This is a genomic window from Amycolatopsis sp. NPDC003676 (assembly GCF_053587275.1).
On sequence record NZ_JBSFNS010000092.1, the window covers coordinates 1 to 12,861 of the forward strand.

At 69.3% G+C, this 12,861-nt stretch carries 11 protein-coding genes; 3 read left to right on the plus strand and 8 right to left on the minus strand.

What is annotated here, in order from left to right; all coding sequences use genetic code 11:
- Positions 1–161: 161 nt before the first annotated feature.
- From ACWDNU_RS34825 to ACWDNU_RS34855, 7 genes are all read right to left on the minus strand, one after another.
- The gene (locus ACWDNU_RS34825) at positions 162–752 is read right to left on the minus strand and encodes a TetR/AcrR family transcriptional regulator (protein WP_370937169.1); all 591 of its coding nucleotides are present in this window, start codon (positions 750–752) and stop codon (positions 162–164) included.
- Positions 753–881: 129 nt separating this feature from the next.
- Positions 882–1,697, minus strand: a complete 816-nt coding sequence (locus tag ACWDNU_RS34830) for an ABC transporter ATP-binding protein (RefSeq protein ID WP_449671999.1) — start codon at positions 1,695–1,697, stop codon at positions 882–884.
- A complete protein-coding gene (locus tag ACWDNU_RS34835) occupies positions 1,694–3,520 on the minus strand; it encodes a dipeptide/oligopeptide/nickel ABC transporter permease/ATP-binding protein (RefSeq protein ID WP_449672000.1) in 1,827 nt (608 codons plus the stop codon). Before ACWDNU_RS34835 ends, ACWDNU_RS34830 begins: the two co-directional genes overlap by 4 nt.
- Complete coding sequence (locus ACWDNU_RS34840; protein WP_449672001.1) at positions 3,517–4,458, minus strand: ABC transporter permease; 942 nt, start codon at positions 4,456–4,458, stop codon at positions 3,517–3,519. The genes ACWDNU_RS34835 and ACWDNU_RS34840 overlap by 4 nt, the downstream gene beginning before the upstream one ends.
- A gap of 58 nt (positions 4,459–4,516) precedes the next feature.
- Positions 4,517–6,040, minus strand: coding sequence for an ABC transporter substrate-binding protein (locus ACWDNU_RS34845; RefSeq protein WP_449672002.1), 1,524 nt, complete (start codon positions 6,038–6,040; stop codon positions 4,517–4,519).
- A 172-nt stretch (positions 6,041–6,212) separates the two neighbouring features.
- Entirely contained in the window at positions 6,213–7,190 is a 978-nt protein-coding gene (locus ACWDNU_RS34850; RefSeq protein WP_449672003.1) for a methyltransferase family protein, read from the minus strand.
- 88 nt (positions 7,191–7,278) lie between these two features.
- On the minus strand, positions 7,279–8,235 hold the full coding sequence (locus tag ACWDNU_RS34855) for an aldo/keto reductase (RefSeq protein WP_449672004.1): 957 nt from the start codon (positions 8,233–8,235) through the stop codon (positions 7,279–7,281).
- An 86-nt stretch (positions 8,236–8,321) separates the two neighbouring features.
- Here ACWDNU_RS34855 and ACWDNU_RS34860 point away from each other — a divergent pair, with 86 nt between their 5' ends.
- On the plus strand, positions 8,322–9,044 hold the full coding sequence (locus ACWDNU_RS34860) for an SDR family NAD(P)-dependent oxidoreductase (protein WP_449672005.1): 723 nt from the start codon (positions 8,322–8,324) through the stop codon (positions 9,042–9,044).
- Between the two features lie 63 nt (positions 9,045–9,107).
- Here ACWDNU_RS34860 and ACWDNU_RS34865 read toward each other — a convergent pair whose 3' ends face one another.
- Positions 9,108–10,469: an amidohydrolase gene (locus ACWDNU_RS34865; RefSeq protein WP_449672006.1), complete on the minus strand. Its 1,362-nt coding sequence runs from the start codon at positions 10,467–10,469 to the stop codon at positions 9,108–9,110.
- Positions 10,470–10,573: 104 nt separating this feature from the next.
- Here ACWDNU_RS34865 and ACWDNU_RS34870 point away from each other — a divergent pair, with 104 nt between their 5' ends.
- Entirely contained in the window at positions 10,574–11,683 is a 1,110-nt protein-coding gene (locus ACWDNU_RS34870; RefSeq protein WP_449672007.1) for a zinc-binding dehydrogenase, read from the plus strand.
- Positions 11,684–11,717: 34 nt separating this feature from the next.
- Positions 11,718–12,683: an aldo/keto reductase gene (locus ACWDNU_RS34875; protein ID WP_449672008.1), complete on the plus strand. Its 966-nt coding sequence runs from the start codon at positions 11,718–11,720 to the stop codon at positions 12,681–12,683.
- Positions 12,684–12,861: the final 178 nt, after the last annotated feature.

A 12,861-nucleotide genomic window follows, 5' to 3' on the forward strand; every position in this document is an offset into this window, starting at 1 on the left:
AGGCGTTGCGGCGAACGAATTCGGCCTCCACCCGGGGCTGCTCGACTCGGCACTCGGCGCGACGGCCCCCGAACCGTCAGCACACTCAAGCTTCGGGGTGCCCCACGCAACCCAGGTGCGCAATGTCGCCGCCAGGCGACGAGCCGAACGCAAAGAGGACCTCAATCCCCAATCCGAGCCATCAACCCATCCACATAAGCCCGGTACCGCCCAGCAACCTTCCCCACCGGATGCATCAAAGAAGTAACATTAGCCCCAATAGAAACCGCGATAATCTCATCCGCCAACACCCCAATAACCGGAGCATCCGCCGCCTCCCCCTTCCCCCGAGCAGCAGCGATCCGCACAGTCAACTCGCCCCGCCAACTGTCCAGCAAATCCCGATACTGCCGAGCAAGATCCGGATTCGCCACGGAATGCTCCCACAACACCAGCAACACCCGAGCCGACGCGATCTGATGCGCATCAGTCGGAATAGCCGCCTCGACAAACCCTCGCAACGACTCGACCGGACCCAATGAAGGGTCCAATTCAGACATCCGCTGCGAAGTCTCCTGCAGCACGCTCTCGAACGTAGCCGCGATGATGCTGTCCTTGCTGGGGAAGTAGTGCTTGAGGGCACCGTTCGCGAACCCGGCCGCGGTGACGATGCTGCGCATCGTCGCGGCCTCGAACCCGCCTTCGATGATCAGCTTCTTGGCGACCTCGACGATTTCCCGTCGTCGCTGATCGTGATCGATGACCTTCGGCATGGTTACAGACTCTAACCCGTATTCTCCCGCGACGGATGTGACCCTGCTCGACCGCACGCGGGAGCGGCGAGCCCGGAAAAGCGGGCACGGACAACCAGCCGCCCAAGACAGCCGGACAAAGAAGGGGGCCTACCCCAGCCCCAGCCGAGCCGCCCGTCTCTCCGCCTGCCGAGCCGGGTCTGCCACCGGTGCCGCCAGCAGCAACCGCTGCGTGTACGGATGCTCCGGCGCCCGCGTAACCACCGCCGTAGGACCGGATTCCACGATCTCTCCCTGGTACAGCACCGAAACCCGGTGGCAGATCCGGTGCACCACACCGAGGTCATGCGACACGAACAGGTAGGACACCCCGGTCTCGCGCTGCAGTTCCAGGAACAGCTCGAGGATCGTCGCCTGTGTGGTCAAGTCCAGAGCACTCACCGGCTCGTCGCAGACGATCAGCCGCGGCCGCCGCACCAGCGCCCGTGCGATCGCGATCCGCTGCCGCTGACCGCCGGAGAACTCGCCCGGATACCGGTGCACCGCGTCAGCGGGCAGCCGCACCCGGTCGAGCATGTCCGCGACGACCGTCCGGGCGTCCGCACGCGAAGTCCCGGCCACCACCAGCGGCTCGGCGAGCACTTCGCCGACAGTCATCGTCGGGTCCAGCGAACCGTACGGATCCTGGAACACCACCTGGATGTCGCTGGCCAGCCGACGCCGGACCACGCCGCGCGCGTGCGTGATGTCCTCGCCGTCGAAGGTGATCCGGCCGGACTCCGGCGCGGCGAGGCCGAGGACGGCTTTGCCCAAAGTGGACTTCCCCGACCCGCTTTCGCCGACCAGCCCGACGCATTCGCCCGGCTTCACGTCCAGCGAGATCCCTTTCAGGGCCCGGAAGCGCACCCGGCGGCTGAGCCGGTAGTCGACCACGAGGTCCTCGATCGCGAGCAGCGGAGCGGTCATCGTCCGGCCTCCTCTCCGGTCGCGTGGGCGAGGCCGCGCCGTTCCCAGGCTTCGTCCAACTCTTCCCGTCCTTCGGTGTCGTCCAGCGACGCGCTGATCAGCTCGGCGGTGTAGGGGTCCTCGGGCGCGCGGAAGATCCGTTCCACCGGGCCGGTTTCGACGATCCGGCCGTCCTTCATCACCACAACGCGGTCGCAGATGTCCGCGACGACGCCGAAGTTGTGCGTCACGATCACCAGCGCCATCCCGTATTCGGCCTGCAGTTCGCGCAGCAGCTCCAGCACCTCGGCCTGCACCGTCACGTCCAGCGCGGTCGTCGGCTCGTCGGCGACCAGCAGCGACGGCCGTCCGGCCACCGCGCCGGCGATCAGCACGCGCTGCGCCATGCCGCCGGAAATCTGGTGCGGGTAGCTCGCCATCACGCGGTCCGGGTCGGTGAGGCCGACCTGCAGCAGCACCTCGCGGGCCCGTTCCTTCGCCGCGGCCTTGTCCAGCCCGTGCACGCGGCGCAGCGGCTCGACGAGCTGGTGCCCGATCAGGTAGCACGGGTCGAGGTTCGTCATCGGCTCCTGCGGCACGTACCCGATCTCGCGGCCGAGCAGTTTCGCCCGCTCCCCCGACTTCCCGACCTCGCGCCCGCCGACCCAGATCCCGTCCGCGACCGCGGTCCCGCCCGCTGGCAGGAGATCCAGCACCGAGAACACCGTCTGCGTCTTGCCGGATCCGGATTCGCCAACGATCCCGAGCACCTCGCCGGGAGCCGCGTCCAGCGACACCCCGCGCACGACCTCCTTGACGCCCTTGTCGGTCGCGTAGCCGACGCGCAGGTTCTCGATCCGCAGCGCGCAATCCGCCGCCGCGTGCTCGTGGCCGCCCGAAGCCCCGCCATCGCCCAAGGCATCCGGTGCGGGAGCCGCGAGCGCTTCCCGTACGCGGGCCCGGCCGCGCCGCGACGGCTGTTCGGCGCGGACGCTGACCAGATCCGCCAGCGTCGAGCCGATGAACGCGAGCGCGGCGATGGTGACGCCGAGCGCGATCGACGGCCACAGCAGGATCAGCGGGTACGTCAGCATGTTCAGGAAGCCGTCGTTCATCGTCTGGCCCCAGCTGGGCGTCGACGCCGAGCCGATGCCGAGGAACTGCAGACCGGCCTGCATGCCGATGGCGAGCCCGGCGGTGAGCGCGGTCTGCACGATGATCGGCGCGTATACCGCGCGCAGCAGGTGCGTGCGCAGGATCCGCAGCGTGCCGACACCGGCCACGCGCGCGGCGTCGATGTACGGCTCCCGGCGCACCGTCAACGCACGGGCGCGGGTGATCCGGTAGTAGCCCGGCGCAAGGAACACGCCGAGCGCGATCATCAGCACGGTGAAGTCCTGACCGGTGCCGGCCGCGACGACCAGCAGCACGATCATCCCTGGCACGGACTGCAGTGCGTCGCTGATCCACGAGCAGATCCGGTCGGTCGCGCCGCCGAAGTACCCGGCGACCACGCCGGTCGGGACGCCGAGCACGACACCGGTGACGCAGGTGATCACGCCGCCGTACAACGTGGTTCGCGCGCCGTAGAGCAGGCGGCTGAAGATGTCGCGGCCGGCGGAGTCGCCGCCGAGCAGGTGCCCGTTGCCGGGTTCGGCGTGGGTCAGGACGAAGTCGACGTGGTTCGGGTCGTACGGGGCCAGCCACGGCGCGAAGATCGCGGCGAGCACGACGATCGCGAACACGACCAGTGCGACGACGCCGACCGGGCGGCGGAAGTACCGGCGCGTCAGCGAGATCCGCTTCACCGGGGCGAGCGTGGCGGGGAACGGGGCAGCGGTCATCGGTCGCGCACCTTCGGGTTGACCCACCCGAGCACGAGGTCGAGCAGGAAGTTGACGATCACGACGAACACGACGGTCACCGCGGTCAGGCCGAGCAGCACCGGGATGTCCCCGATCTGCGACGCCGACTGCGTCAGGCTGCCGATCCCGGGCAGGTTGAACACGATCTCCACGACCACCGCGCCGCCGAGCAGGCCGACGAACATCAGCGCGAGCACGGTCAGCGCGGACGGCGAAGCGTTGCGCAGCACGTGCGTCGTGACGCGGCGCGACGACAGGCCGCGTGCCCGCAGCGTGCGCACGAAGTCTTGGTTGGCGACCTGGAGGAAGCCGTTGCGCAACTGTTCGGCGATCATCACGATCGCGCCGAGCGACAGCGAGATCGACGGCAGCGCGATCGACCGCAGCCAGCCGACCACCGACTGGTCCGGCGACACGTAGCCGACCGCCGGGAACCACTGCAGCTGGATCGCGAACCAGGTGACCAGCACGAGGCTGACCCAAAACCCCGGCAGCGCGAACAGCACCACCGAGGCGAGCTTCAGCACGCGGTCGACCACGCCGCCGGGACGCAGCCCGCAGATGACGCCGACGAGGACGCCGAGGATCGCGGCGAGCAGCGTCGCGGCGACCACCACCGACAGTGTCACCGGCACGCGCAGCGCGATCTGTTCGCCGACCGGCTGGAAATTCCGCCAGGAAGTCCCGAAATCGCCGGCGGCCGCGTGCGTCAGCCAGTCCCAGAACTGCGCGAGCAGCGGCCGGTCGTACCCGATCTGGGCGCGCAGCGCCGCCTGCTGCGCGGGGGTCGCGCTGTTGCCGAGCAGCCCGGCGGTCGGGTCCCCCACCGCCGTGTGCGCCAGGAAGAACGTGCCGCTCGTGACGAGCACGAGCAGCAGGATCCCGGACACCAGGCGTTTGACGATGAATGTGAGCATGTTCCGGCTCCTCCCCCGGGTCCATCCACAAAGGACGGACCCGGGGACGACGGGCGCGTCAGCCGCGCTGGATGAACCGCAGCGTCGGGAACATCATGCCGGTGATCGGCGTGACGGTGATGCCCTTGACGCTGAAGTAGAGGTTGTCGGCCTGGTACCAGACGTTCCACCAGGCGAGGTCCACGAGCTTCGTGTTGAGCTCCTTGAGCGCGGCGGTCTGGCCCGGGCCGGGCTGAGCCTGTTCCGCCTTCTGCACGAGCGCCTTCACCTCCGGGAAGGCGTCCACCGACGGATTCGGGTTGTACCACTGCTTCGAGGTGACCTGGTCGGTCAGCGTGGCCATGTCGTTGCCGTCCATCGCGATCACCGCGAGGAACATCGGGTACGTCGGCGCGTTCTTCTGGTAGTCCGGCATCGACATGTTCTGCCAGTCGACCTTGATGCCCAGCTGCCCGAACGTCTGCTCGGCGGCGGGCTGCCACGCCTGGAAGATCGTCGACATCGGCATCTTGAGGCTGAACCCGTTGGCGTAACCGGCTTCGGCGAGCAGCTGCTTGGCCTTCGCGAGGTCAGTCTTGTACTTGCCGTTGCCCGCCGGGTCGTACACCTGGCTGCCGCTCGGCCACAGCTGGTCGGTGACCGTGCCGGCGTCGTTGCCGACCGCCTTGAGGATCCCCGCCGCGTCGAAGGCGTAGGAGATCGCCTGCCGCACGCGCTGGTCGCCGAGCGCCTTCACCTGGCTGCCGGTGCGGTCCGCGAACTGCACGCCGACCCACGACGCCGGCTTCTTCGCGACGTTCCAGCCGTTCTGCTGTGCCTTCGGCAGGTTGGCCGCGTTGGCGAACTGGACGTTCAGCTGACCGGACAGCATCGCGTTGAAGCTGGCCGCCTGGTCGGTGATCGGGAACAGCCGCACCGTCGGGAACGGATACGTAGCGCTGTCCCAGTGCTTCGCGCGCTTCTTGAACACGTACTGCGACTGCGGCTGCGAGGAGCCCTTGTCGAACGTGTACGGGCCGGAACCGTCGGGGCCGTTGGCGAGCGAGTTGGCCTTGATCGCCTTGGGCGAGGCCATCCAGCTGCGGCCGAGACCCATGAAGTACAGCAGCGCGTCGTCGCGTTCGGACAGATGGAGCACGACAGTCGACGCGTCCTTCGCCTCGACGCTCTTCACGTCGATGTAGGCCTGCCCGGACCGCGTGCCGGACTTGAGGTGGTTGAGGTTCTCGACCGCCGCGGCGGAGTCGAACTTCTGGCCGTCGTCGAACGTGACGTCGTCGCGCAGGTGCATGGTGAGGCTCAGCCGGTCGGCCGACCAGTCCCACGACTTCGCGAGCGCGGGAATCGGCTTGGCGTCCTTGTCCAAGGCGACCAGCGGGTCGTAGACCGCGGACAGGTACGGGCCGTCGAAGCCGATGTCGGCGTTGGCCGGGTCCCACGACGTCACGTCGAGGAACACGCCCGCCTTCAGCTCGTCGGTGCCCGCGCCCGCCCCGGCGGCGCCCGAGCCGGTGCATCCGGCGATCGCGAGCAGCGCCGCGGCGGCCGCCGCGAACAACGCCGCTGTCCTTGTCCTCGTCATTGAGTCCCTCTCTCAGGGTGCTGGACCGCCGGCGGGGTCGCTCGGCGCCCCGCCGGGAACGGCGGGCCGTCGAGTGCGGCCCGGCTCGCCGTGGTGCGGGATAGTCTACGATTGTCGGCTAAAAAATCAACGGGCCGGATGCGTTCGTTATCTCCCGGCCGTGCCGCCGTTTTCAGACGGCGTCGGCGACCAGAACTCGCGGGCTTCCGGGCAGTGCGAGGACATCGCATACGCGCCATCCTGCACCGTCCAGCCATTCGCGGACTTCCGCCTCCGGGTAAACGACAGTTCCGTCGATCACGAAGTACTCCCCCGCGTGCAGCGCGTCGATCGGACGCTGCCGTTCGTCGTCGTCGAGGAAGAAGTCCAGCAGCAGCAACGTCGCGCCGTCTCCGGCGGCAGCACGGGCGTTGGCCAGGATTTTCCGGTTCTGCTCCGCGGTGAACCGGTGCACGACGTGGTTCACCATCACCAGATCGTGCTCGCCGCCCGGTTCCGCGGATTCGGTCGGCGCGGGGTCGATGCTGATGCGATCCGCGTACCCGGCCGCATTCACCGCGTCGGTGATCCCTTGCGTGGACTCGGGTCCGAAAACGAAGCGAGCGGTCAGTGCGGGATTCGCCCGCAACGCGCCGATCGCGAATTCCGGCGACAATCCGCCCAGATCGAGCAAGCTGCGGTAGGGCGAGAAATCGAATGCGCGCGCGAGCATCGACGCGTGCAGCGAGTTGTAGCGCATCACGCCCGCCATGAACGTCGCCCAGCGGCCCTCGTCCATCTGGAGGTCGCCCGGTTTGCCACTGTCCACAGTGGTGTCGAACTGAAGCCAGTGGCCGTAGCTGATTTCGTTGAGGAAGGTCAGGAACGGCGCCAGATCCGTAGCGCCGCTCCCTCCCAAGTACTCCTGTGCGTCCTCGGCCAGCGAGTAGCGGCCGTCGGTGCGCTCCAGCAGGCCGCGCGCGTTCATCGCGTCCGCCAGGATCCGGGTCAGCTGCTCGCCGATTCCGGTCGCGGCAGCGAGTTCCGGCGCCGTTCGCGGACCGTCGGCGAGCGCGCGGAACAGACCGATCCGCGAGGCGGCGAACAACTGCTTCGCGCCCATGTACCCGATGGCGATGTCGACGATGCGGTCCGGCGCTGGTTTCGTCATGTGGCGGCTCCTCACGGCGTCGGGGGTGCCTCTCCGGGCACCCCGGGGAGCTTTAGTCTACGCACGTCGACAAAAAACACCAGCCCCTTCACCAGGTTCCGTCGGCGGCGACTTCGCGGTCGAGCCACAACTGCATCGTGAGCTCGCGGATCCGGTCCGCGCCCACGCGCGCCAGCAAGGCGAGCGCGCCCGCATTGTCCTCCAGTTGCGCCTGCCGCGATACGCCCACGAGGACGTTCGCGGTCGCGGGATTGGCCAGGCAGAAGGCAATTCCCAGCTGCGCGGGCGACGCGTCGAGTTCGCTGGCGATCTTGTGCACGGTCGGCCAGGCGTCGGCGATCTTCTCCCGGATGCCGCCGACGTCCGCGCCGATCTTGCGATTCGGCTTCAGATTCCCGACAAGCAGCCCGCCTTCGAAAATGTCCGACGCCTGCAAGGTCAGCTGCCCGGAAGCGAACAGCGGCGCGTAGAACTCGCCCTCGGCCATCGACCGCCGCGCGAGCCCGTACTTGAGCTGCGCGAAAACCGGCGGCGCCAATCCACGTTTGCGCGCAATGTCAAAAGCTTTGCGCAGATCGTCAATGCGCCAATTGTTCACGCCCCACGCGCGGAACCGGCCAGCTTCGATCTGCTCGGCGACGTCCGCGACGACCCGCTCCAGGTCGACCTCGCCGAAGTAGTCGCCGACCACGACCAGATCGGCCGACTCGACGCCGACGCGTTCGAGCGAGGTGTTCATCTGCTGCGCGAAGCCGACGTTCGGGTAGTCCCAGAGCCAGAGTTTCCCGCAGTAGAGCCAATCTTTGCGAGCGAGACCGGCTTCGCGGACCGCGCGGCCGAAGATCTGATCGGTCGTGGAACCCTCGGCGTGCGGGCCCATGTCGTAGTGCGCGACGTCGAAGAAGGCGTGCCCGAGTTCGGCCGCACGGGCGATGAGCGCCACCGCGTCGCCGAACTCCATCCGGTCCCAGGTGTTCCACGAGCCGAGCGACAACGCCGGCACGCGCGGGAACGCCGGGCCCAGTCCAGGTCGATCCGTCGCCACGATTCCTCCTGCGGTTCAAGGGATTTATTTTCTACGCTTGTATACTATAAGCCCGCGTACCCCGCTCCCGGCGAAAGGAAACGACGATGCCCGCTGCCCGTACCGTGCTGATCACCGGAGGTGCCGGCGGCATCGGCCGCGCGATCGGCGCCGCCTTCGCCCAGGCAGGCGATTCCGTGGTGCTCGCCGACCTCGACGGCGCCGAAGAAGCCGCCAAACCGGTTGGCGGGCGCGGAATCCGGCTCGACATCACCGACGAGGCCGCGATCTCCGCGGCGCTCGACGAGGTCGGCCCGGTCGACGTCCTGGTCAACAACGCCGGCCTCCTCAGCGTCCACGGGCGATTGCTGGATCTGCCCGGCGCGGACCTGCTGCGCATTCTTTCGACCAACGTGCACGGCACATTCCTGATGACGCAGCTGGTCGCCCGCCGGATGGTCGAGCGCGGTGCGCCGGGCGTTGTGGTGAACCTGTCCTCGATCGGCGGGCGGCAGCCTACGCCCGGCATGGGCGGTTACGAAAGCAGCAAAGCGGCGGTCGACGCGTTGACGCGCTGGGCCGCGATCGAGTTGGCGGAGCACAAGATCCGGGTGAACGCCGTCGCGCCGGGCCCGGTCGCGACGCCGATGCTCGCCGCCGCCATGCCGCCCGGATCGCCCGCGCACGACGCGTGGGTGGCGCGAATCCCGGACGGCCGGATGGCCACGGTCGAGGACGTCGCCGCCGCCGTGGTGTTCCTGGCGAGCCCGGCCGCCGCCCACATCACCGGCACCAGCCTCCCGGTGGACGGCGGCCAGCTGCTCACCTGAACCAGCCGTACGTGAGGGGAACCCTGAGGGAATCAGATTCCCTCAGGGTTCCCCTCACGTACGTTACGCAAGCTGTCCCGGCGTGCGCTGGTGCACGATCTGTCCATCCAGGACAGTCAGGTCCACCTCGACCTCGGGCAGTTCGGCGGGGGTCACCGACAGCGGGTCCGCGGACAGCACGCACAGATCAGCCGCCATCCCCGGCGCGAGCGTGCCCTTCCACGACGCGGCACCGTCCTGCTGAGCCGGGTGCACGGTGTAGCAGCGCAGCAGAGTTTCCATCCGCTGCCGGACGTCTTCGGCCGGGCCCATCCACTGGTCCGCGGCGGCGATTTCCTTGCGCCAGTCCGGGGGCAGCACCGGCGCATCGGAGGTCAGGCACAGCGGGATTCCGGCGTCCAGTGCCTCCTGCAGCGGCCACGCGGCGTCCGAGCTGCCCGCCCCCAGCGCCGCGTCGACGACCGAGGCGGTCCGGACCGCGATCCCGGCCTGTGCGGACAGCCCGACCCCCAGCCGGGCCATCCGCTTCAGCTGCGCCGCGTTCACCAGGTCGCCGTGGATGACGTAGTGGCCGAGGTCGACGTCGCGTTCCTCCCGGGCCCGCTCGACGGCGTCCAGCATCAGCTCGATCGCCCGGTCGCCGGTCGCGTGCACGCCGACCTGCAGTCCGGCCTCGTGCGCGGTGCGGACCATCCGGGTGAAGTTTTCCTCCCGCTCCGGATCGTCCGCGCCGCCGACCAGCAGGTGGGCGTGGCTGCCGTCGGCGTAGCAGTGGTGCGTGTAGGCCGAGCGCATCGGCGGGATGCCGTCGGCGAAGATCTTGACCCCGCGGAAGTTCAGCCGGCGCGGGTCAGGGCCCGGACCGTCCACTGTGGCCAGTCCGGCGCGGAAGTTGTCGAACGTGCTCGGGCCGTCGAGTTCGCCGTACAGCCAGAGCGCGGTCACCCTTGCCCGAAGCAGGCCTTCGGCGGCCAGTTCCCGGTACTGCTCGACGACGGACATGCCGAACGCGCCGATGTGCCCGTTGTCCTCCCCCGGGCCGAGGCCGGGTTCGGTGTAGCTCGTAATGCCCAGCGCGGCAAGGATTTCGCCCGCGCGGAGGATGGCCGCCCGGCGTTCGGCGGCGGTGCGCAGCGGCTTTTCCGGGCCGGGTCCTGGCGCGCCGTCGTCGGCGAACAGGGTGTCCGGCCACAGCGCGCCGAGCCAGGCGCCGTGCAGGTGCGCGTCGTTGATGCCCGGCAGGACCGCGCGGTCGCCCAGGTCGAGCACCTGGGTGCCGGGTCCGATCAGCTCCCGCACGTCCGCGTCGGTTCCGGCACGCAGCACGCGTCCGTCCCGCACGGCCAGCGCGGTCGCGGGCGCGGCACCGGCCATGGTGTGCACCGCTGCTGCCCGCAAGACGAGATCCGCAACTGAGGTCGGCACAGGCGCTCCTGGAGGGATTCGGGGACTCGACATTTTTGTCGACGTCCGTAGACTAACCCATCACACGGCCCTCCCGGGCCCGCCAGCCCCCGGAAAGGTTTCCCATGACCGTCCCGACTTCCACCCGCGCCGCGGTGCTGACCGAGCACGGCGCGCCGCTGGAGCTGACCGAACTCCCGCTGCCCGCCGAGCTCGAAGCCGGCGCGGCGCTGGTCCGCGTCTCGTGCGCGACGCTGTGCGGCACGGACGTGGAGATCTGGTCCGGGAAGATGAGTTTTCCCGGCATGCTGCCGATGGTGCTGGGCCACGAAATGGTCGGCGAAGTCGTGGCCGCCGGACCGGACACGCGCGACGCGCTCGGCCGCGCGGTCACGGTCGGGTCCCGGATCGGCTGGTCGGAATCGACCTGCGGCGAGTGCTACGGCTGCACGGTGCTGCGCGAACCGGTCGCGTGTTCCCAGCGCGGCTACGGATTCCTGCAGCGATCCGACGTCGCACCGTTCGCGACCGCCGGATTGTGCGAATACGCCTACGTCGTCCCGGGCGCGGCGAAGCTCCTGTTGCCCACGGAAGTGCCCGACACGTGGGCAGCGATGGCCGGATGCGCGGCGAAAACCGTGCTGCGCGCCTTCGACCGGGTCGGCGGCGTCCGGCCCGGATCTCGCGTGGTGGTGCAGGGATCCGGCGCGCTGGGCCTGTTCGCGACCGCGGTCGCGCACCTCAGCGGGGCGGGCAGCGTCATCACCGTCGGCGCTCCCGCGTCACGGCTGGAGCTGGCGAAGGAATTCGGCGCGGACGACGTGGTCGACGTCGCCGGGGGTTCGGACACGATCGTCGAGCGCGTCACCGAACTGACCGGCGGCCACGGCGGCGATCTCGTGCTCGACTTCGCCGGGGCGCCGTCGATCGGCCGCGAGGCGGTCGCGATGGCGGCGCAGCGCGGCCGGGTCGTGATCGTCGGAAGCACCGGTCCGGAGCCGACGCCGGTCCCGCTCGGCACGGTGATGGGCAAGGAACTGACCGTCGTCGGCTCGCTCAACGGCGACATCGCCGATTACCACCACGCGATCGAGTTCTTCGGTTCGTTTGCCTCCCGGATGCCGTGGGACCGGCTGTTCGGCAGCCCGGTCGGGCTGTCCGGCGCGAGCGAGCGGATCGAGGCCATGCACCGGCTGGACGAGACGAAAGCCGTCGTCGACCCGCGTCTTCCCTGATCGTCCATTTCCCCTTACGAGCCAAGGAGGTCTCGTGTCCGCATCCTCGCCCCTGCCCCGCCGCAAGGTCGGCACGTCCGGTTTGGACGTTTCGCTGCTCTCGCTCGGGTCGTGGCACACCTACGACCGGATGGACTTCGCCGATTCGGTCGCGATGATCCGTGCCGCGGTCGAGGCCGGCGTGAACCTGTTCGACGTCGGCGTCTACGGCATGCCCGGCCACCCGCCGGTCTTCACCGACGTGCTGTGGAGCGCGATCATCCGCGCCGCCCGCATCCCGCGCGACGATTACCTGGTCTCGGCGAAGCTGTGGATCGAGGGCTTCGGCGACCAGGGTTTCCGCCCCCAGCTGGAAAACGCGTTCCTGCGCGGCGGTTTCGACGTCGCGGACCTGGTGATCCTCGGCGACCTGCGCCGCGACGACGTCGCGCTGGAGGACCTGGTCGAAGACCTCGCCGGGCTGACCCGCTCCGGGCTGATCCGGGCGTGGGGCGTCAACAACTGGTCGGCCGGGAACATCGCGCGGCTGCGCGAAATCGCCGAAGCGCTGCAGGTGCCGGGGCCGCAGATCGCGCAGCTGAAGTACAGCATCGGCCGCCGGTCCATTCCGGACGGCGAACCGTTCTCCCGGCTGTTCGCCGACGGTTTCGTCATGCAGGCCTCCGACGTCCTCGAAGGCGGGATCCTCGCCGGGCGCACCAAGCTGACCCGCGAGATCGGCCGCGACCCCGGCGACGTCCGCAAGCGGATCACCCGCGACGCGGCCAAGGTCGTCAAGGTCGCGGAGGAACTCGGCACGAGCGCGGCCCGGCTCGCGGTCGCGTTCACGCTGACGCATCCGGCGAACGTCACGACGCTCTTCGGCGCGACCCGGATGGAACAGCTGGAGGACAACCTCGCCGCGGTCGAGTTGGTGGAGAAGGTCGGGGCCGAGCAGATCCGCGCGCTGGTGGAGCCGTTCTGGGCCGACCGCGACGCCGTCGATCCCGAAGGCCCCTGAGCCACAGGCCAACCCTGGCCGGTGGCGATGCCCAGATCGCCTGGCTGGGGCGCGTGGGTGCTGGGGGCATCCCGGCACCCACGCCGCCGCCGAGGTCCGCGACTCCCACAGCCCGATTCGCTCGCAGCTCCGCAGATCCCGCTACCCGCCTGCTTGTGTCCCGGCAGGCCCGCATCAC

Coding starts and splice junctions, on each gene's coding strand:
- ACWDNU_RS34825 (WP_370937169.1), bottom strand. CDS start 752: ATGCCGAAGGTCATCGATCACGATCAGCGACGACGGGAAATCGTCGAG.
- ACWDNU_RS34830 (WP_449671999.1), bottom strand. CDS start 1,697: ATGACCGCTCCGCTGCTCGCGATCGAGGACCTCGTGGTCGACTACCGG.
- ACWDNU_RS34835 (WP_449672000.1), bottom strand. CDS start 3,520: ATGACCGCTGCCCCGTTCCCCGCCACGCTCGCCCCGGTGAAGCGGATC.
- ACWDNU_RS34840 (WP_449672001.1), bottom strand. CDS start 4,458: ATGCTCACATTCATCGTCAAACGCCTGGTGTCCGGGATCCTGCTGCTC.
- ACWDNU_RS34845 (WP_449672002.1), bottom strand. CDS start 6,040: ATGACGAGGACAAGGACAGCGGCGTTGTTCGCGGCGGCCGCCGCGGCG.
- ACWDNU_RS34850 (WP_449672003.1), bottom strand. CDS start 7,190: ATGACGAAACCAGCGCCGGACCGCATCGTCGACATCGCCATCGGGTAC.
- ACWDNU_RS34860 (WP_449672005.1), top strand. CDS start 8,322: ATGCCCGCTGCCCGTACCGTGCTGATCACCGGAGGTGCCGGCGGCATC.
- ACWDNU_RS34870 (WP_449672007.1), top strand. CDS start 10,574: ATGACCGTCCCGACTTCCACCCGCGCCGCGGTGCTGACCGAGCACGGC.